This is a genomic window from Cyanobium sp. T1B-Tous, from assembly GCF_024345475.1.
GTDB lineage: Bacteria > Cyanobacteriota > Cyanobacteriia > PCC-6307 > Cyanobiaceae > Cyanobium_A.
Window position 1 is genome coordinate 34553 of the sequence record NZ_JAGQBE010000010.1, and the last position, 25221, is coordinate 59773.

Below are 25221 nucleotides of genomic sequence, written 5' to 3' on the forward strand. Positions count from 1 at the left end.
CCACCAGAAACAAGCATGCCAGGACCCAGATTTGAACTGGGGACACGGCGATTTTCAATCGCCTGCTCTACCAACTGAGCTATCCCGGCCCGTCGCCTGAGCGACTTGGCGATCTTAGATCACGGCCCTTCGGTGGGGTGCGCCCCAGGCAGGCCATCCCCACCACCAGCCAGCCCTGCTCCCCGAGGGCCGTGGCGGCAGCACAGGCGGTGGCCCCTGTGGTGAGGATGTCGTCGATCAGCAGCACCGGGGTCCGCGTGTTCCCTGGCCGCTCTGGGGACGGCACAGCGTTGAAAGCCCCGGCCTGGTTGGCCCAGCGCAGGTCGCGGCCCAGGTGGTGCTGGCCCAGCACCGGCCGACTGCGTTTCAGCAGCTGGGCTGGGCGCCACCGGAGCTGCCAGGCCAGGGAGCGCACCAGCAGGCCTGGCAGGGGATTGGCCCGTTTTTTCCAGCTGGGGATGGGCACCAGCAGGGGTGGTGTGGTCCATGGTTCGGCCCGCAGGCCCGCGGCCAGGTTCTGGACCAAGGCTCCGATCAGCGGCCCCTGGGGGGATTGGCGCAGCTGAAGCAGCTGGCGCCGCAGCCGATCCTGGTAAAGGCCCGAGGCCCACCAGGGAACTGGGCTCGTCCCGTGGATCCCACCTGGGGCCAATTCCGCCTGCAGATCGGGGGCCAGGCGTGGCGGTGCGGCCAGCCAATGCAGGGGGAGGAGCTGCAGCAGGTCCTGGAGCAGGGGCGTTGTGCTGGCGCTGGAGGCAGCCATGGCTCAGGGAAGGCGGCAGTGGCTCCAGGGTTCCCACGGCAGCCCAAGCCCCTACTGGGGCAGGCTGCGCAGCATCGCCACCAGGGTGCGGTGGGCATCTTCGCTGTCGCTGAGGGGATGGTCGAAGGCGACGGCAACGGGCTGACCATCCACCTCGAGCTCCATCGCCTCGGCGGTCACCGCCACCATGCGCGCCGCGCTGGCTGCCTCGATGCCGCCGTAGTGACGGGCGTAGGCCAGCACCGCTTCGGCATGGTCGTCGTTCATGTGTTTGCAGATCCGATCACTCACGACGGGGGTGAGGGGGTCGGCAGCCATGGCGCAGTGCAGCGGGGGGTCGGGGCGGATTCTGGCGTCAGCCGGCTCCGAAACGCTGCCAGAGCAGCAGGCCGAGACGGATCGCACTGAAGCCCACGTAGCCGGCCAGCACCACGAAGAGCCCCATGGCGATCACGGAGCGCAGGCGTTCATTCATGGTTGGAGGAGGGAGGAAGCCGCCAGTCTGGCCATGCCGAGGGCGGCGGAAAGCCCAGGACGATTCAGCACCGGTATCCCCAGAAGCTGCTGCCGCAGCCGCCGCCATTGGGGATTGCGGGCCCCGCCCCCCAGGGTGATCACCCGGCGCAGGGCTGGCGCGCCGGCCTGGTGCAGCCGCTGCCAGCCCTCCCGCTCGATCGCCGTGAGCCCCTCGAGCAGGGCCTGCACATAGCGCGCATCACTGATGGGCCTGGGCTCCAGAATCGGCTCCAGCTCTGGATCGTCCACGGGAAAGCGTTCCCCGCGCGCTGGCAGGGGGCGCAGCGTCAGGCCGCTGGGCTGGTGAGGGTCAATCTGGCGGCTCAGGGCGGCGATCTGGTCGTCACAGAAGAAGCGGCGCAGGATGCCGGCCCCGGCATTGGAGGCGCCCCCCACCAGCCAGCGTCCGTTCACCCGGTGGCAGCTGATCCCTGCGCCTTCGATCGGCACTGGACTGAACTGTTTCAGCACCAGGGTGGTGCCCAGCACGGTGATGCCATCACCGCTCTGGGGCTCTGCGGCCAGAACGCCGGCATTGGCGTCGGTGCTGCCAGCCACCACCTGGGCGTCACTGGGCAGCCCCAGTTGGGCCGCCACCTCAGCTGTGAGGGTTCCCAGCACCGTTCCACTGCGGCACACCTCCGGCAGGGCTGGCGCCCAGGGCTGCTCGCCGATGGTCCCAGCCCAGGCCTGGCGTTGCAGGTTCCAGCCCAGGCGCAGGTTGTTGCCCTCCTCCCCCCAGCGCCAGTCGCCCAGGAGCCAGCCCATCAGCCAGTCGGCCTGGTGGCGCAGCAGCCAGGGCCCGCTCTCCGCGGCCTGGGACGCCGCCGCCAGCAGGTGCAGGGCCCGGGCCAGGCTGCCGCTGGCGCTGCAGGCGGGGCCATGCTCGGCCAGGGCCGCTGCAGCGGCGGCCTGCTCCCCGCAGGCCTGGTGATACGGAAGGGCCAGGCCGAGGGGGCCGGGGCCGGGTTCGCCGTTGGGGCGGCAGAGCAGCAGGGTGCCGGAGGTGCCGTCGATGGCGATGGCGCCCACCCGGCGGCGCAGCTCTTCTGGCAGGCGAGCGCAGAGTGCTTCCAGGCCGCTCATCCAGCCCCAGGGATCGTCGAGGCTGCTGGGGTACGGGCTGGCCTCCTCAACCAGGCGTGGACCGCCCGGCGCCACCAGGGCGATGCGTAGACCACTGCTGCCGAGATCGATGCCCAGCCCCAGTTCGCCCATGGGCCGCCCGATCGGTGGCGTCAGACGGCCACGCGTGCGGCGGTGGCCTGCTGGAGCGTCTTGGCGACGGCGTCCACGTCTTCCCAGGGCAGGTTGAGGTCGCTGCGGCCGAAGTGGCCGTAGGCCGCCACGTCCTGGTAGAAACGCCCGCCCCGTTGCTGGGGCAGGTTGCGCAGGCCGAAGATCTCAATGATGGCGCCTGGGCGCAGGTCGAAATGCTCCTGCACCAGGGCCGTGAGGTCGGCGTTGCTGATGGCGCCGGTGCCGAAGCTCTCCACCAGGATGCTCACGGGCTTGGCCACACCGATGGCGTAGCTCAGCTGCACTTCCACCTTCCTGGCCAGGCCGGCGGCCACGAGGGCCTTGGCCACGTAGCGGGCGGCATAGGCGGCCGAGCGATCCACCTTGGTGGGATCCTTGCCAGAGAAGGCACCACCGCCATGGCGGGCGTAGCCGCCGTAGGTGTCCACGATGATCTTGCGGCCGGTGAGGCCGGCATCCCCCTGGGGACCGCCCACCACGAACTTGCCGGTGGGGTTCACCAGGAAGCGGGTGTGCTCCTTGGAGGGCTTGAGATCCAGATCGGCGGTGGCGGGTTCCACCACGTGGCTCCAGAGGTTGGCAGCGATGCGCTCGCGCAGGGCTTTCTCCTCGCTGATGCCGTCAATCTCAGCGGTGTGCTGGGTGGAAATCAAGATCGTGTCGATCGCCACCGGCACGTCGTTCTCGTACACCACGCTCACCTGGGTCTTGCCGTCGGGCAGCAGGTAGCCGAGGCTGCCGTTGTGGCGCACTTCCGCCAGGCGTCGGGCCAGCCGGTGGGCCAGGCTGATGGGCAGCGGCATCAGCTCGGGGGTTTCGTTGCAGGCGTAGCCAAACATGATCCCCTGGTCGCCCGCCCCCACCAGATCGAGCGGGTCGCCGTCGTGGTCGTCCGCTTCGTTCACCCCCTGGGCGATGTCGGGCGACTGCTGATCCAGGGCCACCAGCACGGCACAGCTGTTGGCATCGAAACCGCCAGCCCGAGCTCCGGAGTAGCCGATCTGGTTGATCACGCCCCGCACCAGGGTGTTGAAGTCCACCCGGGCGGTGGTGGTGACCTCACCGGTGATCAGGCACAGGCCCGTGTTCACCACGGTTTCGCAGGCCACCCGCGAGGCGGGGTCCTGGGCCAGCAGGGCATCCAGCACCGCATCGCTCACCTGATCACAGATCTTGTCGGGGTGGCCTTCGGTGACCGACTCAGACGTGAAGACGTAGCGGCTCATTTAGCCCAATTCAACGTTGGGAAAGCCTATGCGGCCGCGGTGCGCACCTCCAGCTCCTGCCAGTGGCTGAGGCAGGGGAAGCAGGGGTCGAGTGGAGGGGTGGTACTCCAGCCCGCCCGATAGCCAAGGACCACGGGCACTCCGGCCTGTTGGGCCATGCGCAGGTCGCTGTTGGCATCTCCGATCAGGGCGCATCGCTCCACGGGCACCCCAAGGGCAGCGCAGAGGGCCAGCACCGCGGCCGGGTCCGGTTTGCGGGGGCTGTGGTCGGCACTCCAGCAGGCCTGAAAACGGCCGCTGAGCTCCTGGCTGGCCAGAAATGCCGTGATGCCGGCTCGATCATCGTTGCTGATCACGGCGCAGGCCACGGCGGCGGCTTCCAGGGCCTCCACCAGGTCGTGCAGTCCCTCGGTAGCGATCGGTCGCTGCTGGCTGCCCTGCCCATGCAGGCCATCGGTGGCCGCAAAGATGGCCTCGCTCAGTTCGAGGGCTTCAGGCCAGCCCAACCCCACCTGGGCCAGGGCCGTGGCGGTGGAGATCAGGTTGTGGCTGCGGGAGCCAACGGCCGTGGCGCCGGCCGGATGGATGGCCTGCTCGGTCAGGCCGTAGGCCCGCTGGAGCAGGTCTGCCAGCTCGTCGCCCCTGCTGGCTGGCAGCTCCGGGTGGCGTTGCTGCAGCAACGTGCGGGCATGAAAAACCCTGGCCGAGGCCAGGGCGTGGAGCATGGGCTCACTGATCGAGAGGGTGCCGTCCTTGTCGAACAACACCGCGTCAATCCGGTGGGGATGGCCGTTGGCATCAGCCAGGAGTTGACCCCGCAGAAGCAAATGTGCCATGGGCGCCTCCGGGGCCGCTTGGCCCTCAGTCGAGGGTGACACCCATCGGCTCGTTGTCTTCGGCCTGCTCGAGCAGCATCTGCTTGTAGCGGGCGGCCATCTCCTCGGCCTTCTCGAACACCTTCTGGGGATCAGTGAGCATGTCGCCGGGCTCGGGCTCGAGGGCCTTGGTGGAGAGGGAGATCCGGCCCCGCTCGGCGTCGAGGTCGATGATCATCACCTTCATCTGGTCGTTCACGTTGAGCACCGTGTGGGGTGTCTCGATGTGCTCGTGGCTGATCTCGGAAATGTGCAGCAGGCCGCTGACCCCGCCGATGTCGATGAAGGCGCCGTAGGGCTTGATGCCACGGACGGTGCCGAGCACCACTTCGCCCACTTCGAGGCGATTCATCTTGCGCTCCACCAGGGCGCGGCGATGGCTGAGCACCAGGCGGTTGCGCTCTTCGTCCACCTCCAGGAACTTGAGCGGCAGGAAGTCGGCCACCAGCTCTTCCTTCGCCTTGCGGGTGCTGATGTGGCTGCCGGGGATGAAGCCGCGCAGGCCCTCCACCCGCACCAGGGCGCCACCGCGGTTGGTGGCAAACACTTCGCTGTAGATGGTGGCGTCTTCCTTCTGAAGCTGGCGCACCCGCTCCCAGGCCCGCTGGTACTCGATGCGGCGGATGGAGAGCGAGAGCTGGCCGTCCTCGTTCTCCTCACTCATGATGAAGAACTCCCGGATTTCGCCGGGCTGGAGCACGTCGCTCAGGCCCTCGACCCGGTTGATCGACACCTCCTGCAGGGGCATGAAGGCGGCGGTCTTGGCGCCGATGTCGATCATGGCGCCCTTCGATTCCAGGGCGAACACGGTGCCGTTGACCACGTCACCGGGCTTGAAGTTGTAGTCGTACTTGCTCAGCAGTGACGCGAACTCATCCAGCGTGAACCCCACGCCGTCGACGTCGCTGCGGGAGGCGGCACGGCTGCTGGGGTCGTCGGCGGTGGGAACCTCTTCCGGAATGGCCAGATCAAGATCGTCGCCATCGTCGGCGGCGAGATCCAGATCAGTGGCGGCACTGAGGGTGTCAGGGTTGCTGAGCACCTCAGCGGTGGTGTCGGAAGGGGTCACGGTCATGGAGAGATGGCGGCCTGCCGGTTGGCAGTGCGAAGGAAGGAACGACCTGCCCGCCAGCAGATCGAGCGCAGTCGATCACTGTACCAACGGGACAGCCCCAGAATCCTCAGCGCCTCTGGTGCCTCTAGCTGATAGCCGCGAGGCTGGGCTTCTCCCGCAGGCGACCACCGCCACGCTTGTGCAGGCCCTCGAGGGTGGCGACGAAGTCACTCACCCCCTGGAACTGGCGGTACACCGAGGCAAAGCGCACATAGGCCACTTCACTCATGTCGCTCAGTTGCTGCAGCACCAGCTCACCGATTTCGCCGCTGGTCACTTCGCGGCCGCTGCGTTGCTGCAGCTGGAGCTCGATTTCATCCACCACCACCTCCAGCCTGGAGGGCTCGAGGCCGGTCTTCTCACAGGCCCGCAGGACGCCGTGCAGCAATTTGGCGCGGTTGAAGGTTTCCCGGGTGGAGTTGCGCTTCACCACCGTGATCGGCACCGTTTCCACCCGCTCGTAGGTGGTGAACCGGAATTCACAGTTGAGGCACTCACGCCGCCTCCGCACGCTGCGTCCGCTGTCGGCCGCCCGCGACTCGAGCACCCGACTATCGGTGTGTTGGCAGGAGGGGCATTGCATCCCCGAACGTCCGGGTGGGTGTTCTTCAGTGTAGACAGCACTTTTTCGTTTGGAAAGGGCTGCCATTTCCGTGAAGGCCGATAAGGCTCTGTTGGTCCTCTCGAGCCACTCAACCAACAAAAAAGCCCCTGCCGAAGCAGGGGCTGTACAGGGGTCTGGTTATTTGCCGATTTTCGGGGGATCGCGGAAGGCGATGGCGAAAAACAGCGTGGAAATGGCCAGAGCCAGGATCAGGATGTAAGCGAAGCTTTCCATGGATGTCCTCGAAGGGTCTGGCGGTCAGCTGAGGGGGGCGCCAGCCGGGGGCACATAGCCCTCGGGCAGGCGGCGGGTCGACTTGTCGCCCAGCTTCTGGAAGAGGCCGAACTCCACCTGCTCGCCCAGGTCGGGGTCGATGCCGGCGAACACATCGCGGTAGAGGGTGCGGGCACCGTGCCAGATGTGGCCAAAGAAGAAGAGCAGGGCGAAGGTGGCGTGGCCGAAGGTGAACCAGCCGCGGGGTGAGCTGCGGAAGGTGCCGTCGGAGTGGTAGGTCTCGCGATCGAATTCGAAGGCCTCACCCAGCTGGGCCTTGCGTGCCAGGCGCTTCACGTCGGCGGGGTCGGTGAACGTCTGGCCGTTGAGGGCGCCGCCGTAGACGGTGGCCGTTACACCGGTCTGTTCGAAGGAGTACTTCGCTTCAGCCCGGCGGAAGGGGATGTCGGCCCGAACAATGCCCTCCTGGTCTTGGAGAACCACAGGGAAGTTCTCGAAGAAGTTGGGCAGGCGGCGCACTTCGAGGTCGCGGCCGTCTTTGTCCGTGAAGCTGATGTGGCCGAGCCAGCCGGTGGGCAGGCCGTCGCCGTTCACCATCGGACCGACGCGGAACAGACCGCCTTTGGCCGGGCTGTTGCCGACGTAGTCGTAGAAGGCGAGCTTCTCAGGGATCGAGGCGTAGGCCTGTTCCTTGGTGGCACCGTTGTCGAGGGCGGTCTGCACACGGCGGTTGATCTCCGCCTTGAAGTAGCCCTGATCCCACTGGTAACGGGTGGGGCCAAACAGCTCCACGGGGGTTGCCGCGGCGCCGTACCACATGGTGCCGGCCACGATGAAGGCGGCAAAGAAGACGGCGGCAATGGCGGAAGCCAGCACCGTTTCGATGTTGCCCATCCGCAGAGCCTTATAGAGGCGTTCCGGCGGCCGGGTGGTGATGTGGAAAATGCCGGCAATGATGCCGACGATGCCAGCAGCAATGTGGTGGGCCACGATGCCCCCGGGATTGAAGGGGTTGAAGCCCTCTGGTCCCCAAGAGGGTTGTACGGGCTCCAAGTGCCCGGTGATGCCATAGGGATCGCTGATCCACATCCCCGGTCCGAAGACGCCTGTGAGGTGGAAGGCTCCGAAGCCGAAGCAGCCGAGGCCAGCCAGCAGGAGGTGGATGCCGAAGATCTTGGGCAGGTCCAGCGCCGGCTCACCGGTGCGGGGGTCTTGCCAGATTTCCAGATCCCAGTAGGTCCAGTGCCAGATGGCGGCCAGGAAGAGCAGGCCGCTGAAAATGATGTGGGCAGCGGCCACACCTTCAAAACTCCAGAAGCCGGGGTCAACGCCGGTTTCTCCGGTGATGCTCCAGCCGCCCCAGCTGCCGGTCACGCCAAGGCGGGCCATGAAGGGCATGACAAACATGCCCTGGCGCCACATCGGGTTGAGCACCGGGTCGGAGGGATCAAAGATGGCGAGCTCATAAAGCGCCATGGAGCCGGCCCAGCCGGCAACCAGAGCGGTGTGCATGAGGTGCACGGCGAGCAGTCGGCCCGGGTCGTTGATCACGACCGTGTGCACCCGATACCAGGGCAATCCCATGGGGGGTAGTTCTGGGTGGGTTGGGCGATCGTAAGGGGAGCCCCGGCCGCCGTGCGGCCCAGGTAACGGACCGCAACGGCCTGGCTCACAATGGGGGCCTCATTAGGGAGTGCCCCATGCCCGTGATCCGGTTTGTGCGCGAGGGTCGGGATGTGGAGTGCTACCCCGGCGAGAACCTGCGCGAGGTGGCCCTGCGGGAGGGCATTCAGCTCTATGGGCTCAAGGGCACCCTGGGCAACTGCGGCGGCTGCGGCCAGTGCATCACCTGTTTTGTGGCCATTCCCGAAGGCAGTGGCGGCCAGGCGCTGAGCGGCCGCACTGGCGTGGAGGATCAGAAGTTGCGCCGCAGGCCCCAGACCTGGCGCCTGGCCTGTCAGGCCATGGTGCAGGAGTCGGTGCTGGTGTTGACCCGTCCCCAGGTGGGCATGGCTGATCAGGAGGCCTTGGTGGCCGCCGCCCAGGCCCAGCCCTTGCCCCCGGGGCCCACCGCCTGGCCCGCTCCGCCGGTGGAGGAGGGTGATGACGAGGAAGACGGGGAGGGCGCCAGCGAGGAGCCAACCGCAACGAGCGATGAAGCCTCCTGAAAACCGCCCATTTGGCGGTGATACCCTCCCAGCACTTCCCCAACAGCCATGGAAACCAACGATCTCGGCTTTGTCGCCAGCCTGCTGTTCGTTCTGGTTCCCGCGGTCTTTCTGATCATCCTGTACATCCAGACCAACAGCCGTCAGGGGGGCTGAGCCCTAGGGGCCGAGGGGGCCTAGCGGCGCCCCTCGGGTTCGCGCACCAGCAGCACCGGTGCCGGGGCATGCACCCGGATGTAGTCACTCACCGAGCTGCCCAGCAAGCGGTCGATGTCGACAAGCCCCCGGGCCACTACGGGGCGTCGGTCCTGGGAGGCGATCACCAGCAGGTCGGCCTTGAGGTCGTCGGCGGCAGCACACACGGTGCGGCCCACATCCCCGTTGCGATGCAGGGCTTTCAGTTCCACGCCGTAGCCCCGGGCGCGTTGGGTTGCCTTCTCCAGCACCTCATCGGCTGGCGATTTGCCCCCACGGGAGGGGGTGATGTCCTGGCGGGTGACATGCACCCCGGTGAGGCTGCCCCCGGGGATCTCGCGCACCAGTTCACAGGCCAGCTTGAGGGCGTCATCCCCGACGCCGGTGCCGTCGATGGTCACCATCACCCGGTTGATGTGGCGGATGTAGAGGTCGTCGCGCACCAGCAGCATCGGCCGGGTTGAGAGCTGGAAGACGTATTGGCTGGCACTGTTGCTGAGGATGGCCTGCAGCCGGTTCATGCCGCGGGACCCCATCACGATCAGGTCGCTGTTGAGCTCGTCGGCCACCTTCAGCACCGTTTGCTTCGTGTCGCCCTGGCGAATGATCGTGTTCACGTCGCTGGGGTTCAGCCCCAGGCGCTGCACCGCTTCTGCGGCGATCGCGGCGGCTTTCTGGGAGTGCTCGGTGAAGCTTTCGCCCGCCTGCTCGGGCACCACATGCAGCAGGTTGATGCGGGCCTGACGAACGGCGGGGATGTCGCGCAGCATGCGCACCATCTCCTCCACATGGCCCTTGCCGGAATCGGCGATCAGAACGTTGCGAAACACGGGAACTACAGGTTGAAGCAGGCTCTCGGGCAGCCTATGGCTGATCTGTGGTCGTCACCCATCCGCCATGCAGACCGTGATCATGCCGAGCGATCCAGGCGGGTGGCTGCTGGAGCGCCGGGTGCTGCCCCAGCACACCGACCATGCCGGGGTGATGTGGCACGGCGCCTATGTGGCTTGGCTGGAGGAGGCGCGGGTGGAGGCCCTGGCGGCGGCGGGCCTGGCCTACAGCGATCTCTCCGCCCGGGGCCTGGAGCTGCCGGTGGTGAGTCTGACCATCGACTACCGGCAGGCCCTGTTCCACGGGGATGCCGTGCGGCTCTGCAGTGAGGTGCTGCCCCGTCAAGGCGTGAAGTTGCCGTGGCGGAGCCGCTTCCTGGCGTCGGATGGGGGTGTGGCCGCCGAGGCACGGGTTGAGCTGGTGCTGGTGGATGGGTCCGGCGGGCCTGGCCAGCGCCGCTTGCTGCGCCGCCTGCCGGCCGACCTGGAAGCCGCTGTGGCGACCCTGGTGCGCGGCCCGCATTAGGATTGGTACATCTGTACTGAATCTCGCGTGGCGGTCTGTGGCGGGCGTGGGGCTGGGGGAAGGCCAGGTGGTGGGGGAAGGCCAGGCGGTGGGGCCCAATCGGCTCCGACTCCCTGGTCGTTGCTGCGGGCGGCCGATGCGGGCGGCTGGGATCGGGAGCAGCGCCTCTGGTGGTTGCTCTGGTCGGGATGTCCTGGGCTGGGTCTCCGGCGGGTGGTGGCCATTCGCGACAGCTTCTGCAGCCTGGCCGTGGCCTGGGCGTCGCCCCCCGAGCCCTTTGCAGCCCTGGCGGGGCTGGGTCCGGTGGCCTGCCGCCAGCTGGAGCGCTACCGCGCCCACTGGGGGCCCGATCCCCTGCCCCGTTTGGCTCGGGAGAGTGCCGGTGGGCGGCGGGTGCTGTTGCCTGCCGATCCGGCCTTTCCCCCGGCGTTGCTCGCGCTTGAGCGGCCCCCCCTGCGCTTGCACTGGCAGGGGCGAGGGGGGCTCTGGCCCCTGCTGCGCCGCCGTCAGGCCATTGCGGTGGTGGGCACCCGCCGTCCCTCGCGGCATGGGATCGGTATGGCCGAGGCGATCGGGGCGGCCCTGGCCCAGGCCGGCTGGCCGGTCGTGAGCGGCCTGGCTGAAGGTATCGATGGGGCTGTGCATCACGGCTGCCTGGCCCGGGGCGGGCAGCCTGTGGCGGTGTTGGGCACTCCCCTGGAGCGGGTCTATCCCCGCCATCACAGGGAGCTCCAGGCAGAGGTGGCCGCCCAAGGGCTCCTGCTCAGTGAGTTGTCCCCAGGCACGTCGGTGCAGCCGGGCCATTTCGCAGCCCGCAATCGTCTTCAGGTGGGCCTGGCCCAGGCCGTGGTGGTGGTGGAGTGCCCCCTGCGCAGCGGTGCGCTCCACTCGGCGGCCCTGGCCATGCAACAGGAGCTCCCGCTTTGGGTGGTGCCGGCCGATGCGGGGAAGGCCTCGGCCGCTGGAAGCAACCGCCTGCTCGCCCAGGACGCCACGGTCCTGCTGGACCCGGCTGACCTGATTCGCCAGCTGGGTCCAGGTCCCTTGGCTCCTGCCGATCCCTCCGCCCCCTTGGGCGCCGGGGCTCCGCGGGCCGCCGATGCAGCCCTGTTGTCGGCCCTGGGCCATGGCGCTTCGCTCGAGCAGCTCTGCCTGGCCCTGGAGCAGTCCGCATCCGTCCTGGCCCCCCGCCTGCTCGCCCTGGAGCTCAATGGGGTGGTGCGGGCGGAGCCTGGCCTCTGCTGGCGCCCCGTTTAGCCTGATTCCATGGGGCAAAGGCAGCTCAACGGGGAGCAGTGGTTGGCCTGGCGGCGGCAGCAACTGGCCCGGGGCGGCAGCCCGGCAGATCTCGACTGGCTGGTCGATCTGGCAGGGGGCCTCTCCTGGCAGAAGCAGCAGGAGCTTCGGCTCCATCCCGATCAACCGGTGGTGCTCGCCTGCGAGCTGCCAGGGCTGGAGATGCTCTGGCATCGCCATCTTCAGACCCATGAGCCGCTCCAATATCTGGTGGGCCGCTGCCCCTGGCGGGATTTGGAGCTTGCCGTGGCCCCCGGTGTGTTGATCCCGCGCCAGGAAACCGAAATCCTGGTGGAGTGGGCACTGGAGCTGGCCTCCCCCAGGCCGGCGCTCTGGGCGGATCTGGGCACGGGTTCGGGCTGTGTGGCCCTGGCTCTAGCCCGGGCCTGGCCCGGCAGCCGGGGCTGGGCTGTGGACCGCAGCTCCGAGGCCCTGCGCCAGGCCGCCTTCAATCTCGATCAGGGTGGCGCCGGCGGGCAGGTGCAGTTGTTGGAGGGCAGTTGGTGGGAGCCGCTAAGGGCCTGGTGGGGCCAGCTCGAGCTGGTGGTGAGCAATCCCCCCTACATCCCCACGGCTGTGTGGGCAGAGCTCGATCCGCTCGTTCGGGAGCACGAACCGGCCCTCGCCCTCGATGGCGGCAGCGATGGACTCGAGGCCCTGCGCGTGTTGGCTGAGGGTGCCGCCACCGGCCTGGCCCCGGGGGGGCTGCTGGTGCTCGAACACCATCACGACCAGAGTGAGGCCGTGCTGGATCTGCTGGCGATGGCTGGGCTGGAGCAGGTGCAACGCCACGCCGATCTGGAAGGCCAATGGCGCTTTGCCTCGGCCCGGTGCGTGCCCATCCAGCCCCTGCACCGGGCTGCCCCCTGATGCCACGCCGATGACACACGCCGCCCCCACCGCGCTCTCGGCTCCAGACCTCGCCGCCCGTCTGCAGCAGGGCTCGCCGGGGCTGTTCCCCACCGACACCCTGCCGGCGCTCGCGGCCGCCCCCGGCCATGCCCACCGCCTCTGGACCTTGAAGCAACGGCCAGCGGACAAGCCCCTCATTTTGATGGCGGCCACGGCTGAGGCCTTGCTGGAGGCCACCGGGATGCCGCCCCGGCCCGAGTGGCTGGCCATGGCGGCCTGGGCCTGGCCGGGCGCCGTCACCCTGGTGTTGCCGGCTACGGGGCCCGTGGCCGCTGCCCTCAATCCCGGCGGGGACAGCCTGGGGCTGCGCCTGCCGGCCTGCGCTGAAGCCCAGGCCTTGTTGCGGCTCAGTGGTCCCCTGGCGACCACCAGCGCCAACCTGTCCGGAAGGCCAGCCGCCACCACGGCTGAGCAAGCCACCCTGCAGTTCCCGGGGGTGCCCTTGTTGGCTCCACTGCCCTGGCCGGTGGCCGGCGGCCAGGCCAGCACCGTGGTTGCCTGGCGGGAGCCAGGGGGCTGGCAGGTGCTACGGGCCGGTGCTCTACTGCCACCAGGGATGTAGCGCAATCGCATGGTGGCCCTTGCCCTGGTGGTGCTTCTGGCGGCAGCGGCCTTCCACTGGTTGATGGAGTCGCTCCTCAACGTGCTGCCGGTCGTGATGGAGCTGCAGGCCCTGCCCTGGGTGCTGGTGGGCCTGGGGATGTGGTTGTTGGCGGGTCGGCCGGCAGACCGTTAGGGGCGCGCGGCAGCCGGTTTCGAGCTGCTGGCCTTGGGCGTTCCAGCCGGGGTGGCGGCTGGTGTCGCCGGCGGGGCTGGAATCGGCTTGGCGTTGGCGCAGAGATTGGCCACCATCAGGTCTTCGCCGCCCTCGCTTTTGGATTCCTCCTGGGACAGGGGCAGGCGCCACTCTCCCCAGGTTCCCTGGCTGGATTGATGGCTCACCCGCAGGGTGTCGCAGTGCACGGCCACCTTGCTGGTCACCTCCGGGGATCCGCAGATGCTGGTGGTGGTGCGCACGCCCCCGTCCGCGATGCGCCAGGCGCTCCAGTCGTAGCGACAGCTGCCGAAGCTTTTCCAGCGGGGAGCCTTGAGCTGGCGAATCTTGTCGAGCAGAACCTGCTCTTTGGCGCTGGTCTGGCTCGGGGATGCCGTTCCCGCCGGGGCCGTGCCGGAGGGAGTGACGACTTGGGCCAGGGCGGCTCCGATGGGCCCCACCGGCAGAGCGAAGGCCACCAGGCCCAGCAGGCTTGCGAGGAGGCCTTGGTGATTGCGCTGGGGCCGGTCAGGGCGTTGCAGGGGGGACTTCAGGGTCATCGGCTTGGGCCAAGCAAAGAACCAGGACCTTCAGCCTCGCCCATCCGGTCGCCGCTGACCAGTCCACCAGGGTGTCAGTGGCCGGAAATCAGCCGGTTCACCAGATCATTGATCACCTGTTGGCTCTCTTCGTCGATGGACGTGAACTCAATTCCATAGCCAAAGCCTTGCTCCAATGGACGAACGCTGGTGATTTTGGCGTAGATCTCTGAGGTGATATCACTGAGGATCGAGAGCGACATCACCAGCCGGATGTTGGTCAGGGGCTCGAGTTCAATGGTGCTGGTTGCAAACATGCCATTGCTGCTGAGATCCTGAATCTTGGCGCGATGAATCTCGGGCAGCACCCGCTTGTCCTGAAGAACCTGAAAAGAGACGTCGGCGGAGAGTTCAACCCGTAGGTTCTTTCGGATTTCCCGTCTTGGAACCGTCATGCTGGGGTCCCCGGCGAGTCCGATGACATCGAACAGGTCGACCGGGTCAGACTTGCCTTTGACGCGGACACGATTGACGGCTTCGACAGTCAGCGCGGAGTGGGTGCGCTCCAGGGTCTGGGCGCTGATCAGCACCTGGCCCCTCAGGCAGTGGCATTCGATTCGCGATGCGAGATTGACCCCGTTGCCAATCACGGTGTATTCCGAATGCAATTCGGAACCCAGCAAGCCTGCGGAGACGATGTCGGAATTGACGCCGATGCCGATGAATATTTCGGGATAGCCATGGCTGCTGTTCTCGGCATTCACCGATTCCATCTCAATCTGCATCTCAATGGCACAGGTCACGGCCCGAAGCGCATGCTCTTCGGGTTGGTCGCCTACGCCAAAGACGGCCAGAATGGCGTCTCCCATGTATTTGTCGATCAGCCCACCATGCTTTTGGATGATTGAATTCATCCGCCGGAAGAAGATGTTCAGGATTTTGACGACATCTTCTGCGGTGCGCATTTCCGCCAGTGCGGTGAAGCCCCGGATATCCGCGAGCAGCACCGATACCTCACGGGTCTGGGCTTTGGATTGACGTTGGAGGAATCCGTCGATGCAGTCACCGATCCGTTCGCGCAAGTCCGGCTCGGCAGGCGAATCGCTGGGGGGAATCAGGGTGAGGATCTGCTCGAGGAGCTCGTCCCGTCGGCTTTCAAAGCCCAGATCTGGGCTGGGCTCAGCGTTGGAAGGGGGGGATGACGTCTTCAAGCCTGGATTCCGAAGGAGCTTGGCGTCTGGGGCTGGGAGTTGCGGGAAGCCGGCTAACGGATTTGAACCGATGGCCTTCGCTTTACAAAAGCGCTGCTCTACCACTGAGCTAAGCCGGCCTGGGCCCAGACCCCCCAGTGACTTTATCGCTCAGCCAAGGCCCAGAGCACCAGTTGGGTGCGGTTCTGGCAGCCGGTTTTGGCCAGCAGGCTCGAGAGGTGGCTCTCCACCGTGCGCGGACTCACGATCAGCACCGCTGCGATGCCCTTGTTGCTCAAGCCAAGTTCCAGTTCCCGGAGCACGCGCCGCTCGGCCGGGGTGATGTCAAGTCCGGAGCCCTGAAGAGGGAGAGCCATGGTGCTGAAGCCGGGGACTTCAGGGTTCCCACGGTGGGCCGTCGCCGGGGTCAGGAACTGGCGTTGGCTTCCAGGGCCGGTGTCGCTTCGGGTGCAGGGGGCGGAAGTTTGGCCCGACGGATCGGCAGGTTGGCCACCAGCGCCGTGACCCGGTCTTCCGTTTCCAAGGTCACATCTCCCTCTTCCAGGTCGATCTCGACGTAACGGCTCACCACCTCCAGAATCTCGCGCCGCATCTGCTGGAGGAGTTCGGGGTTGAGGTCACTGCGGTCGTGGGCCAGCACCAGCTGCAGCCGCTCCTTGGCGGTGTTGGCGCTGGCGGGTTGCCGGCCCAGCAGTTTGTTGATCACATCGCGCAGGGTCATCGGCTTCAGAAGAGCTTGGTTTGCATCAGGCGACCGATGGTGGCGCGCAGGCCCTGGCGCTCCTTGCTCGGGTCAATCAGGGGCACCTCTTCGCCCTGCAGGCGGCGGGCCACGTTGGTGTAGGCGCGGGCTGCTGGAGAGCCATTGCCGTTGAGGGTGAGGGGCTCGCCCCGGTTGGTGCTCACAATCACCTGCTCGTCTTCCAGCACCAGTCCGAGCAGGGGCAAGGCCAGGATGTCGGTGACATCAGTCACCGCCAGCATTTCCTGGTTCGCCATCATCTTGGGGCGCACCCGGTTGAGCACGAGCTGAATGGGCTTGACCCCTTCGCTGTTGAGCAGGCCGATCACCCGGTCGGCATCCCGCACGGCCGACACCTCGGGGGTGGTGACCACAATCGCTTCGCGGGCCGCCGCCATGGCGTTCTTGAACCCTCCTTCAATGCCGGCTGGGGCATCGATGAGCACATAGTCGAAGTGCTCGCCGAGCATGGCCGCGATTTTCTGCATGTCGTCGGGCTGGAGCCACTCGAGCATGCGCGGGTTGCCCGCGGGCAGCAGGGCCAGGTTGGGTTCCTGCTTGTGTTTCACCAAGGCCTGCTCGAGTCGGCAGCTCTCGGAGAGCACCTCCTGGGCGGTGTAGACGATGCGGTTTTCAAGCCCCAGCAACAGGTCGAGGTTGCGCAGCCCGAAGTCGGCATCGAGTACGGCGGTGCGGGCCCCCTGCTTGGCCAGCGCGATGCCCAGGTTGGCGGTGAGGGTGGTTTTGCCCACGCCCCCCTTGCCGGAGCAGATCAGGATGTAGCGGGTTGACGCGGCGGCCACGGCGAAGGCTGGAGTGCCGGCAGGTTAAGGCCAAAATCCTGGCTTGCCGGTGTTCTGGCTGGCATTGCCCCTCCTGGCCCAGGGTCTACAACAGGACAAACCGGTGCCTCCGCAGGGATGACTCTGTCGATGGAATTCGCGGCGATGCCGCCAGCGCCGGGTGAGCAGCCATCCCCCCAGCAGCTGTTGGTGATGCCCGATGACGGAGCCGAGGCCGTGGTGGCCCTGATCGATGGCGCCGCCGAAACCCTGCGGCTCAAGCAGTTCAAGCTGCAATCGCCCACCATTGAGCAGGCCCTGCTGCGGGCCCACCAGCGCGGCGTGCAGGTGCGGGTGATGCTCAACCCCCACACCTCCGGCGGCGACCGCTGGAATGATGAGGCCCATGCCCGCCTGGAGGGTTGGGGCATCCAGGTGGCCTGGACCAGCGAGGCCTTCCCGGTGACCCATGAGAAGTCACTGGTGGTGGACCGCAGCGCCGTGCTGATCTCCACCTTCAACCTCAGCGACAAATACTTCACCGAGACCCGTGATTACGGGATCGTCAGCCACAACCCACCGGTGGTGGAGGAGGTCATCGCCGGCTTCGAGGCCGACTGGAACCGCAGCTTCTTCCACCCCGACCTCACGGTGGGGCTGGTGTGGAGCAGCGTGCACAGCCGCGGTCAGATGGCCCGGATCATCGACATGGCCAGGCAAACGCTGTGGATCCAGCACCCCAAATTTGTCGATGCGGTGATCCTGGAACGGATCATTTCGGCCCGGGAGCGCGGAGTGAAGGTGCGCCTGCTCTGCGGCGGCAAGCACGGCATCTCCGACTGGGACATCTACGACACCTTTTCGTCGCTGCGGGTGATGGAGCGCTTCGGCGTCAAGGTGCGGCGCCAGAAACACCTGAAGTTGCACGCCAAGCTGCTCTTGGTGGATGGGGCCTTTGCCCAGACCGGCTCGATGAACATCGACCGCAGTGCCTTCGACCTGCGCCGGGAACTCGGCATTGAGTCCGATGCCCCCGAGGTGGTGGCCCGCCTGCGCAGCACCTTTGAGGCCGACTGGGCGGCGGCGAAGAAGTACCACGCCCCCGATCCCCTCGATCCGAGCCTCCATGAGGCGGGTGAATTGCCGCCGGATCCCCATTTCGTCCATGACTGAGCCCGCCTTGGCCCCCCGCCCCAGCCTCCGCCAGCTGTTCTGGGGCATGTTGCAGGTGGCGCTCTCCTCCTTTGGCGGCGGCCTGTCGGCCTGGAGTCAGCGGATCGTGGTGGAGCAGCGACGCTGGATGACCAACGAGCAGTTCCTCACGGGGCTCACCGTGGCCCGGCTGTTCCCGGGGCCGAACCAGATCAACATGGCCGTCTACATCGGCGCCGACTTCCATGGCCTGGCCGGGGCCCTGGTGGCCCTGGCGGGGATGTTGCTGTTGCCGTTCACGCTGTTGATGGCCTTGGGCCTGGCCTATTTCCAGTTCCACACCCTTCCTGCGGTTGATCGGGTGCTGGCGGGGGTGGTGGCCGCGGCGGCCGGCATGGCCCTCTCGATGGGCTTCAAGATCCTCGATCAATACTGGAATGATCGGGTGGCCCTGCTGCTGGCGGCCCTGGTGTTTGTCGCCCTCACCTGGTGGCATGTGCGCCTCATTCCGGCCGTGCTCGTGGCCGGTCCGTTGGCCATGGCTTGGTACTGGCCCCATCGGTCGGGCCAGCCATGAGTGGGCTGGTCGCCTCAGCGGCTGTTTGCGAGCCCGCCCGCCTCTCTGACCTCGGCACCCTGCTGCAGGTGCTTTGGGAATTTCTGTCGCTGTCGCTGTTTTCCCTCGGCGGCGGCAACACCTTGCTGGCGGAATACCACCATCTGGCCGTCAGTCAGTTCTGCTGGCTCAGCAATGCCCAGTTCGCCGATCTCTATGCCCTGGCCGAAGCAGCGCCGGGCCCCAGCTCCATGCTGGTGGGGTTGTTGGGTCTCGGGGCCAGTTGGCGGGAAGGACCGTTTTGGTCCCTGCTGACCGCCTATGGAGCCGAGGCCGCCATTTTGTTGCCGTCCACCCTGGTGATGGTGCTGGCCTGCCTCAGCTGGAAGCGGCTCGAGCACTCCCCGTGGCGGGTGGCCTTTGAGCGGGGGCTGGGGCCGATCACCTTGGGCATCCTGTTTGCTGTGGGGCTCAAGATCCTGCGCACGGCCGACACCAATACCCCTGGGGTGTTGGTGTCGCTGGTGGTGTGTGGGTTGATGCTGCGCACCCGCATCTCGCCGCTCTGGTTCATGGCGGTGGCCGGGGTGCTGGGTGGCCTGGGGCTGATCAACCGCTGAGGGGCCAGCTCGGTTGGGCCGGGTCGATCTGAATGGCCCCATTCACGATCCGGGCCTCCTCCGCCAGCCCTTCCGGAGGTAACCCCTCCGGCCCCCGCGCCACTGCTGTGGCGATGCGCAGCTGCACGGGCCGCAGTTGCAGCGCCACGATGCGGGCCGTGTTGTCGCCGTGGCAGCCGGCATGGGCGATGCCCCGCAGGCGACCCCACACCAGCACGTGGCCGCCGGCGGAGATCCGTGCCCCAGGGTTCACGTCCCCCAGCAGCAGCACCGTTCCCTCCACTTGCAGATGGTCGCCGGAGCGCAGCGTGCCCTGGTGCACCACCAGCTCCACGACTGGATCGGCATCACCCCCCTGGCCCCCGTTTGGGTCGCTGGCGTGGGGCCAGCGGCTCTCGATGCCCAGGGCCGCGGCCGCCACGTGGGTGTGGGGATGGCTGCTGGTGAGCTCCACCAGGTCCAAGTGCTGGCTGGCCAATTGATCCCTCAGATCCCTGAGGGGGGTGAGGCTGAGGCGCCAGGCACCGGCCTCCAACCGCACGGGGCCCCGCAACGGGCTGTCGCCCAGCAGGGCCGCACTGGTGAGGGCCCCCTGCACCAGGGCGGCCACGTCTTCAACTCCAGCGTCCTGGGGCTCCGGCAGCCGCAGGAGATGGGCTCCCAGGCTTGAGGAATCTGGAATCAACACGGCTTGCATCGCTGGCCCTCTCCCATCAGCCAACCGGCTCAACGGTTCAGCAACTGGCGCAACTTAGGTGCCACCTCTGCGGGATGGATCAGCCAGGCGAGTTCCACCGGCACCGTGAGGCTCTGCACCAGGGTCGACCGGTGCTCCAGGGCCTGCAGGTGCTCGCCGTCCCAGAGCCGCAATCCCCCCTTGTAGGGGTGATAGCCGCGGCTCTGGCGCTGCTGCAGCCCACAGCTGGTTTCGGCGCTCAGGCCCTCGGCTTCGCTCAGTTGCCGCGCCGCCGCCAGCAGCTCCAGTCGACGACCCGGCTCCACGTGGCTCACATCGGTGGCTTTGAGCAGACGGCGCTCCAGCAGCCGGCGGCAGGGGTCCTGCAGCTCGGCCGGGCCCTCCTCCATCCAGCGCATCAGGTGGTAGCCGGTGCGGATGTCGTCGTTGGCCAGGAAGGTTTCCAGATCGAGCTCCGGGCCATGCCACAGCCAGCGCTCCATCACCCGGTCGGCCCACACCCGCTCCGGCCCCAGCCGCCGGGCGGTGGCGATGGCCTGGTTGAGCAGCCAGTTGCACACCACGTTGAGCCGGTGGTTGTAGACGCTTCGGTACATCAGGTTGCGCACCACCAGGTAGTGCTCCACGGCCATGAGTCCTTTGGGGGTGATGGCCAACTGGCCGTCGGGGGCCAGGGTGAGGGCGGCCAGGATCCGCTCCAGATCCAGTCGGCCATAGGTCGCTCCGGTGCTGTAGCTGTCCCGCAGCAGGTAGTCGAGCCGGTCACAGTCGAGCTGGCTGCTCACCAGGGCCTTGATGGCGCTGCAGGGGTGCTGGCCGTGTTCGAGCAGATCGGCCACGGCGGTGGCGCTGCCGGGCCCCTGGGCCTCCAGGCAGTCCCGCAGGGCCGGATGCTCCCGGATCAGCCGGCCTGACCAGGCTTCGTGATGGAGGCCGTACATCTCTTCGCCCGAGTGGCTCAGGGGGCCATGGCCCACGTCGTGCAGCAGGGCGGCGGCGTAGAGCACGGCCCGGTGCTCCGCCAGGTCGGGATGGTGGCGCTCCAGCTGCCGCAGCGCCAGGCGGGCCAGGTGCAGCACCCCCAGTGAGTGGGTGAAGCGGCTGGATTCGGCCCCATGGAAGGTGAGGAACGCGGGCCCCAGCTGGCGCACCCGGCGCAGGCGCTGGAAGGGGGCCGTGTCAATCAGGTCGATGGCCAGGGCTTCGGCTGGATCGGAGCGATCGAGCCGGATGGCGCCGTGCAGCGGATCGTGATAGGTGCGTTCCCCCATGTTCAGAGGGTCGCGTCCAGGCGGCTCGCCAGCAAGCGGCCCGCCTGCTCCAGCCAGGTGTCCGCCTCGCCTCCGGGATCCAGGGGTTCGGGTTCGGCCAGCACCACATCCGGCGCGATGCCCTGGTTCTGGATGTCCCGACCACTGGGGGTGAGGTAGCGGGCCACGGTCACCGCCAGGCCACTGGTGTCGCCCAGGGGAATCAGGGTCTGAATCAGACCCTTGCCGAAGGTTCGGCTGCCCACCAGCGCGCTGCGGCCGTTGTCCTGCAGGGCGCCGGCCAGGATTTCGCTGGCACTGGCCGTGCCGCCATTCACCAGGGTGAGGATCGGTCCGCCGTAGAGCGTGCCGGGGCCCGCCTGGGCGGGGGAGCGGAGTCCGTCGCGGTCCTGGGTTTCCACGATGGGAGCGCCATCGAGGAGGTCGTTGGCCACGGCCAGGCCCGCACTCACCAGTCCCCCGGAGTTGTTGCGCAGATCGAGGATCAGCCCCTCAATCTCCTTGGCACTCAGGGCGTCGAGGGCGTCCTGGACGTCCTGGGGCACCGGTTCGGAGAACTGGGTGATCCGGAGATAGCCCAGGGTGTGGTCACCCACCCGGATCCGCTTGCTGCGCACGGGCCGCAGGTCCACCTGGCGGCGTTCCAGCTCCACCTCCCGTGGGGTTCCCTGCACCGCGAGCTGCACCAGAACCTTGCTGCCCGCCGCCCCCCGCAGGGCGGCGGCGGTGCGCTCCAGTCCGAGCTCGCTGGTGGTCTGGCCATTCACTTTCACCACTTCAGCCCCGCTCGGGATCTGGGCCTCGGCGGCGGGTGAGCCGTCGAGGGGGGCGATCACCACGATGGTCTGGTCGCTGCTGCGCAGGCCCAGTTGCAGTCCCACCCCGGTCACGGTGCCCTGGGTGTTGGAGCGCAGGGTGGCGTAGTCGTCCGGCCGCAGCAGGCGGGTGTAGGGGTCACCCAGGGGCGTGAGCATGGCCTCGATGGCGTCGTAGGCCGCGGCGGAGCTGGTGATGGGTTGCTCGAGGGCCTTCTGGCGCAGGCGTTTCCAGTGCACCTGCTCAAAGCGGCCCGGATCCACATAGCTCTGGTTCACCAGCCGCCAGGCTTCCACCACCAGCTGCTGGGTGTCGCTGAGGGCCTGAACCCCCGCGGCGGGGGCCGCCAGCAGGGCCAGGGCCAGGGCCAGTCCCAGGCCCTGGACCAGGAGTGGCTGGAGCAGGGGGTGAAGCCAGCGTTTCAGCAGGGGTTTCCGCGCTGTTGCAAAGGGTTGAGAAGGCCTGGTCCTGGGGCGCGGAGCACTCACGAGCGGCTCGGGTTCATCGGTAGACTCTCGCAACCAAACCACCCAGCTGCATGGCGAACACTCCTGCTGGAAACTCCGGACAGGCTTCGAACCCGGTTTACAACTGGTTCGAAGAGCGCCTTGAGATCCAGTCGATTGCCGACGACATCTCCGCCAAGTACGTGCCGCCCCACGTCAACATTTTTTATTGCCTGGGCGGCATCACCCTGGTCTGCTTCCTGATCCAGTTCGCCACTGGGTTTGCGATGACCTTCTACTACAAGCCCACGGTGGCTGAGGCCTACGCCTCGGTCCAGTACCTGATGACCGACGTCAGCTTCGGCTGGCTGATCCGCTCGGTGCACCGCTGGAGTGCCTCGATGATGGTGCTGATGCTGATCCTGCACGTGTTCCGCGTGTACCTCACCGGTGGCTTCAAACGCCCCCGGGAGCTCACCTGGGTCACCGGCGTCACCATGGCCGTGATCACCGTGTCCTTCGGCGTCACCGGCTACTCCCTCCCCTGGGACCAGCTGGGCTACTGGGCAGTGAAGATTGTTTCGGGTGTTCCCGCCGCCGTCCCCGTGGTGGGCGACTTCATGGTGGAACTGCTCCGCGGTGGTGAAAGCGTGGGCCAGTCCACCCTCACCCGCTTCTACAGCCTCCACACGTTCGTCATGCCCTGGCTGCTGGCCGTGTTCATGCTCATGCACTTCCTGATGATCCGGAAGCAGGGCATTTCCGGTCCCTTGTGACCCATTGATGCGGCGGTCCCATCCGCCGCTCCATCCCCTTTAGGCTCCACTCACTGTCCCCTGAGATCCCTGCTCCCGGCACCCAGCCATGCACATCCTCAAGAAGCCCGACCTCACCGATCCCAACCTGCGCGCCAAGCTGGCCAAGGGCATGGGCCACAACTATTACGGCGAGCCCGCCTGGCCTAACGACCTGCTCTACATGTTCCCGGTGGTGATCCTCGGGACCATCGGTTGCATGGTCGGTCTGGCCGTGCTCGACCCGGCGATGCTGGGCGACAAGGCTGATCCCTTCGCCACCCCGCTCGAGATCCTTCCCGAGTGGTACCTCTACCCGGTGTTCCAGATCCTGCGGGTGGTTCCCAACAAGCTGCTGGGCATCGCCCTGCAGACCATGATCCCCCTGGGCCTGATGTTGGTTCCCTTCATCGAGAGCTTCAACAAGTTCCAGAACCCCTTCCGCCGTCCGGTGGCCATGGCCGTGTTCCTGTTTGGCACCGTCTTCGCCATCTACCTCGGCATTGGCGCCGCTCTGCCCATCGACAAGTCCCTCACCCTCGGCTTGTTCTGAGCAGGTTGCCCTGACGGGTCTGCTCAGATCAGCTCGATCCCCTTATCTAGCCGCGGCTTCGGTCGCGGCTTTTTGCTGTCTTCAGCCCTGGCGCCCGCTGGCATGGAGATCGAGCAAGGCCACATCGTCGGGGTTGACCCGCAGGATGTGGTGCAACAGCAGGAATCCCACGATCGTCCAGGTCTGGTAGGTGCGGGCCTGCTGGCCCACCCAGGTGCCGGTGGGGCCGTCGAAGTATTCCGCCCACTGCTGGCGGGGCAGCTGGTTGAGCTGGCTCCAGTAGCACTCTTCGAGCATGGCCTTCATCTGGCCCATCAGCAGCACGTCGGCGGAGGGATGCTTCTGTTCGTGCAGCAGGATGGCGCCGCCGAGATACCAGAGCAGGCTGGGCCAGTGGCCGCCGTTGTGGTAGCTCCAGGGCCAGTTTTTCGGGTCGGAGCCGGTTTTTTCGGCCCACTCCTCCACCTCCATGGGGGGGTGGCAGATCCGCATCGGCATCTGGGCCATCAGGTGCTGGCGGTTGTGCAGCACCAGGCGGAACAGGGCCCGTTGCTGGGGGGCCGTCAGCAGGCCGAACAGGCAGCCGAGGGAGTTGCCCAAGCTGTAGAAGCGGAAGTCAGGTCGGCCGGTGCGCATGTTGCCGATCAGGTAGCCGCCGCGGTTTTCCAGCCAGTCCTGCAACCACGGGGGCACCACCTGGGGCTGCACGTTGAATTCGTTTTCGTGCTGCTGATCCCCGTACTGCTCGGTGGGTCTGCGCCGCAGCACCTGCATGGTTTTGCTGGTGACCCAGTAGTGCTTCAGCAGAAAGGAGCGCAGATCGTGCAGCCACTGGCGGGTGAGCACTAGCCGCTGGTCGAGCAGTCGGCTCATGGAATTCTTCTGGGCCAGTTCCATCAGCTGGCAGCAGCTGCGCAGGCAGCCGAACAGCAGCACCTCCACCTCCAGAGGAGCCCCCCACACGTCCATGGGACGGTCGATCATGAAGGAGCAGTCGGGCACGAACAGCACCGGGGTGCCTTCGAAGGTGGGATGCAGCACCAGATCCAACAGCAGTTGCACGCCCCGTTGCACCTTCTGGCTGGAGCCAAACTCCTCATCGCGGCTGTGCTGGACGTAGAGCCAGCACAGCACCGGCCACCAGAGGCTGGCGTCCACCGAGCTGATCCGGCCAATCGAGCGCTGGCCGTAGTCGGCGATCAGTTCGCCGTTTTGCTCCACGAAGCTGGTGGGGAAGACGCCCCGGGTCTGGTAGGTGCTGCTCTGGAGGTCGAGGCACACCGTCAGGAAGTTGCGCACGATCTCGAAGCGCCCCTGCACGAGCAGGTAGAGCATCACCGGCACGTTGTCGCGGAGGAACACCTCGCCGTAGTTGGCGGCATCGCTCTTGTTGGGGTGCTCCAAGGCGGCCACTGAGCCCACGACCTCGCCGCGCACCCGCACCAGGGTGCGTTCGAAGTGCTCGCGTGCGCTGGCCACCACCGCTTCTTCCTTGGAGCTGGGGCGCACCCGCAGTTGCTCCTGGCTGAAATGCCTTGCCATGGCCGCACCATAGAAGCGCTGGTCGATTTGGTCAGCAGCCCTGTGCTGCAAGGGTTTTGCGGCGATCTGCTGTCGCCTTCGACACCGTTGCTTGCAGTGGGGGCAACTGAGGTGTTATGTTTTTGGACTGCGCGCGGAAGGGAGACCTGAGCGAGCAGGCTTACGACAGAAGGAGGCGCGAGCCGACGGTGTTGTAAGTTTTCTGAGTCGCCGGAAGGCGGCGTTTC

General features: G+C 67.0%; 31 protein-coding genes and 2 tRNA genes. 12 read left to right on the plus strand and 21 right to left on the minus strand.

All coding sequences use genetic code 11. From position 1 onward, the window contains the following. Positions 1 to 16 precede the first annotated feature (16 nt). The 10 genes from KBY71_RS04100 to psbB form a co-directional block, all read right to left on the minus strand. Positions 17 to 89, minus strand: a tRNA-Phe gene (locus KBY71_RS04100). Continuing rightward, the gene (locus tag KBY71_RS04105) at positions 80 to 763 is read right to left on the minus strand and encodes a ComF family protein (RefSeq protein ID WP_254927694.1); all 684 of its coding nucleotides are present in this window, start codon (positions 761 to 763) and stop codon (positions 80 to 82) included. Before KBY71_RS04105 ends, KBY71_RS04100 begins: the two co-directional genes overlap by 10 nt. A 51-nt stretch (positions 764 to 814) precedes the next feature. Further along, positions 815 to 1081: a DUF2470 domain-containing protein gene (locus KBY71_RS04110; protein WP_254927695.1), complete on the minus strand. Its 267-nt coding sequence runs from the start codon at positions 1079 to 1081 to the stop codon at positions 815 to 817. A gap of 153 nt (positions 1082 to 1234) precedes the next feature. Next, positions 1235 to 2497, minus strand: coding sequence for an FGGY-family carbohydrate kinase (locus KBY71_RS04115; protein WP_254927696.1), 1263 nt, complete (start codon positions 2495 to 2497; stop codon positions 1235 to 1237). Between the two features lie 20 nt (positions 2498 to 2517). Continuing rightward, on the minus strand, positions 2518 to 3765 hold the full coding sequence (metK, locus tag KBY71_RS04120; RefSeq protein WP_254927697.1) for a methionine adenosyltransferase: 1248 nt from the start codon (positions 3763 to 3765) through the stop codon (positions 2518 to 2520). Positions 3766 to 3791: 26 nt separating this feature from the next. After that, the gene (locus KBY71_RS04125) at positions 3792 to 4601 is read right to left on the minus strand and encodes an HAD family hydrolase (protein ID WP_254927698.1); all 810 of its coding nucleotides are present in this window, start codon (positions 4599 to 4601) and stop codon (positions 3792 to 3794) included. 25 nt (positions 4602 to 4626) lie between these two features. Then, complete coding sequence (locus KBY71_RS04130) at positions 4627 to 5715, minus strand: 30S ribosomal protein S1 (RefSeq protein WP_254927699.1); 1089 nt, start codon at positions 5713 to 5715, stop codon at positions 4627 to 4629. Positions 5716 to 5839: 124 nt separating this feature from the next. Next, entirely contained in the window at positions 5840 to 6337 is a 498-nt protein-coding gene (nrdR, locus tag KBY71_RS04135) for a transcriptional regulator NrdR (protein WP_254927700.1), read from the minus strand. A 159-nt stretch (positions 6338 to 6496) separates the two neighbouring features. Then, on the minus strand, positions 6497 to 6592 hold the full coding sequence (locus KBY71_RS04140) for a photosystem II reaction center protein T (protein WP_010314684.1): 96 nt from the start codon (positions 6590 to 6592) through the stop codon (positions 6497 to 6499). A 24-nt stretch (positions 6593 to 6616) separates the two neighbouring features. Further along, entirely contained in the window at positions 6617 to 8176 is a 1560-nt protein-coding gene (gene psbB / locus KBY71_RS04145) for a photosystem II chlorophyll-binding protein CP47 (RefSeq protein ID WP_254927701.1), read from the minus strand. Positions 8177 to 8292: 116 nt separating this feature from the next. On the opposite strand from psbB, the gene KBY71_RS04150 reads away from it, so the two are divergent. Together KBY71_RS04150 and psbM are read left to right on the plus strand one after the other, a co-directional pair. Next, complete coding sequence (locus tag KBY71_RS04150; protein ID WP_254927702.1) at positions 8293 to 8760, plus strand: 2Fe-2S iron-sulfur cluster-binding protein; 468 nt, start codon at positions 8293 to 8295, stop codon at positions 8758 to 8760. Positions 8761 to 8808: 48 nt separating this feature from the next. Continuing rightward, positions 8809 to 8916 carry a photosystem II reaction center protein PsbM gene (gene psbM / locus KBY71_RS04155; protein WP_015109223.1) on the plus strand — a complete coding sequence of 36 codons (108 nt, stop codon included), beginning with the start codon at positions 8809 to 8811 and terminating at the stop codon, positions 8914 to 8916. A 20-nt stretch (positions 8917 to 8936) separates the two neighbouring features. On the opposite strand, the gene KBY71_RS04160 is transcribed toward psbM, so the two are convergent. Beyond that, the gene (locus tag KBY71_RS04160) at positions 8937 to 9785 is read right to left on the minus strand and encodes a universal stress protein (protein WP_254927703.1); all 849 of its coding nucleotides are present in this window, start codon (positions 9783 to 9785) and stop codon (positions 8937 to 8939) included. A gap of 82 nt (positions 9786 to 9867) precedes the next feature. Between KBY71_RS04160 and KBY71_RS04165 the strand changes: the two genes are divergently transcribed. From KBY71_RS04165 to KBY71_RS04185, 5 genes are all read left to right on the plus strand, one after another. After that, positions 9868 to 10311, plus strand: a complete 444-nt coding sequence (locus KBY71_RS04165) for an acyl-CoA thioesterase (RefSeq protein WP_254927704.1) — start codon at positions 9868 to 9870, stop codon at positions 10309 to 10311. A gap of 120 nt (positions 10312 to 10431) precedes the next feature. Further along, positions 10432 to 11568: a DNA-processing protein DprA gene (locus KBY71_RS04170; protein WP_254927705.1), complete on the plus strand. Its 1137-nt coding sequence runs from the start codon at positions 10432 to 10434 to the stop codon at positions 11566 to 11568. Between the two features lie 9 nt (positions 11569 to 11577). Continuing rightward, a complete protein-coding gene (prmC, locus tag KBY71_RS04175) occupies positions 11578 to 12477 on the plus strand; it encodes a peptide chain release factor N(5)-glutamine methyltransferase (protein ID WP_254927706.1) in 900 nt (299 codons plus the stop codon). A 10-nt stretch (positions 12478 to 12487) separates the two neighbouring features. Continuing rightward, a complete protein-coding gene (locus KBY71_RS04180) occupies positions 12488 to 13081 on the plus strand; it encodes an L-threonylcarbamoyladenylate synthase (protein ID WP_254927707.1) in 594 nt (197 codons plus the stop codon). Between the two features lie 9 nt (positions 13082 to 13090). Beyond that, positions 13091 to 13255 carry a hypothetical protein gene (locus KBY71_RS04185; protein WP_254927708.1) on the plus strand — a complete coding sequence of 55 codons (165 nt, stop codon included), beginning with the start codon at positions 13091 to 13093 and terminating at the stop codon, positions 13253 to 13255. Here KBY71_RS04185 and KBY71_RS04190 read toward each other — a convergent pair. The 6 genes from KBY71_RS04190 to minD all read right to left on the minus strand — a co-directional run bounded on the left by KBY71_RS04190 (position 13252) and on the right by minD (position 16568). Further along, a complete protein-coding gene (locus KBY71_RS04190; protein WP_254927709.1) occupies positions 13252 to 13833 on the minus strand; it encodes a hypothetical protein in 582 nt (193 codons plus the stop codon). The genes KBY71_RS04185 and KBY71_RS04190 overlap by 4 nt on opposite strands. 74 nt (positions 13834 to 13907) lie before the next feature. After that, on the minus strand, positions 13908 to 15023 hold the full coding sequence (locus KBY71_RS04195; RefSeq protein WP_254927710.1) for an adenylate/guanylate cyclase domain-containing protein: 1116 nt from the start codon (positions 15021 to 15023) through the stop codon (positions 13908 to 13910). Positions 15024 to 15070: 47 nt separating this feature from the next. Continuing rightward, positions 15071 to 15142 (minus strand) — tRNA-Thr (locus KBY71_RS04200). A gap of 24 nt (positions 15143 to 15166) precedes the next feature. Next, the gene (locus KBY71_RS04205; protein ID WP_254927711.1) at positions 15167 to 15379 is read right to left on the minus strand and encodes a response regulator transcription factor; all 213 of its coding nucleotides are present in this window, start codon (positions 15377 to 15379) and stop codon (positions 15167 to 15169) included. A gap of 50 nt (positions 15380 to 15429) precedes the next feature. After that, on the minus strand, positions 15430 to 15744 hold the full coding sequence (gene minE / locus KBY71_RS04210) for a cell division topological specificity factor MinE (protein WP_254927712.1): 315 nt from the start codon (positions 15742 to 15744) through the stop codon (positions 15430 to 15432). 5 nt (positions 15745 to 15749) lie between these two features. Continuing rightward, positions 15750 to 16568, minus strand: a complete 819-nt coding sequence (minD, locus tag KBY71_RS04215; protein ID WP_254927713.1) for a septum site-determining protein MinD — start codon at positions 16566 to 16568, stop codon at positions 15750 to 15752. 117 nt (positions 16569 to 16685) lie between these two features. On the opposite strand from minD, the gene KBY71_RS04220 reads away from it, so the two are divergent. The 3 genes from KBY71_RS04220 to KBY71_RS04230 are packed head-to-tail and all read left to right on the plus strand — an operon-like array spanning position 16686 to position 18875. Continuing rightward, positions 16686 to 17720, plus strand: a complete 1035-nt coding sequence (locus tag KBY71_RS04220; protein ID WP_254927714.1) for a phospholipase D-like domain-containing protein — start codon at positions 16686 to 16688, stop codon at positions 17718 to 17720. Continuing rightward, complete coding sequence (locus KBY71_RS04225) at positions 17713 to 18276, plus strand: chromate transporter (RefSeq protein ID WP_254927715.1); 564 nt, start codon at positions 17713 to 17715, stop codon at positions 18274 to 18276. The genes KBY71_RS04220 and KBY71_RS04225 overlap by 8 nt, the downstream gene beginning before the upstream one ends. Continuing rightward, a complete protein-coding gene (locus KBY71_RS04230; protein ID WP_254927716.1) occupies positions 18273 to 18875 on the plus strand; it encodes a chromate transporter in 603 nt (200 codons plus the stop codon). Before KBY71_RS04225 ends, KBY71_RS04230 begins: the two co-directional genes overlap by 4 nt. On the opposite strand, the gene minC is transcribed toward KBY71_RS04230, so the two are convergent. The 3 genes from minC to ctpZ are packed head-to-tail and all read right to left on the minus strand — an operon-like array spanning position 18865 to position 22147. After that, positions 18865 to 19572, minus strand: a complete 708-nt coding sequence (gene minC / locus KBY71_RS04235) for a septum site-determining protein MinC (RefSeq protein ID WP_254927717.1) — start codon at positions 19570 to 19572, stop codon at positions 18865 to 18867. The genes KBY71_RS04230 and minC overlap by 11 nt on opposite strands. 29 nt (positions 19573 to 19601) lie before the next feature. Continuing rightward, positions 19602 to 20843 (minus strand): HD domain-containing protein, encoded by a 1242-nt coding sequence (locus tag KBY71_RS04240; RefSeq protein WP_254927718.1) that lies wholly within the window; start codon positions 20841 to 20843, stop codon positions 19602 to 19604. 2 nt (positions 20844 to 20845) lie between these two features. After that, positions 20846 to 22147, minus strand: coding sequence for a carboxyl-terminal processing protease CtpZ (gene ctpZ / locus KBY71_RS04245; RefSeq protein WP_396095068.1), 1302 nt, complete (start codon positions 22145 to 22147; stop codon positions 20846 to 20848). A 50-nt stretch (positions 22148 to 22197) separates the two neighbouring features. On the opposite strand from ctpZ, the gene petB reads away from it, so the two are divergent. Beyond that, entirely contained in the window at positions 22198 to 22881 is a 684-nt protein-coding gene (gene petB, locus KBY71_RS04250; protein ID WP_190390725.1) for a cytochrome b6, read from the plus strand. An 88-nt stretch (positions 22882 to 22969) separates the two neighbouring features. Continuing rightward, positions 22970 to 23452: a cytochrome b6-f complex subunit IV gene (gene petD, locus KBY71_RS04255; RefSeq protein WP_254927719.1), complete on the plus strand. Its 483-nt coding sequence runs from the start codon at positions 22970 to 22972 to the stop codon at positions 23450 to 23452. An 81-nt stretch (positions 23453 to 23533) separates the two neighbouring features. Here the strand turns inward: petD and KBY71_RS04260 are convergent, their stop codons facing one another. Continuing rightward, the gene (locus KBY71_RS04260; protein ID WP_254927720.1) at positions 23534 to 24994 is read right to left on the minus strand and encodes a glycoside hydrolase 100 family protein; all 1461 of its coding nucleotides are present in this window, start codon (positions 24992 to 24994) and stop codon (positions 23534 to 23536) included. Positions 24995 to 25221 lie beyond the last annotated feature (227 nt).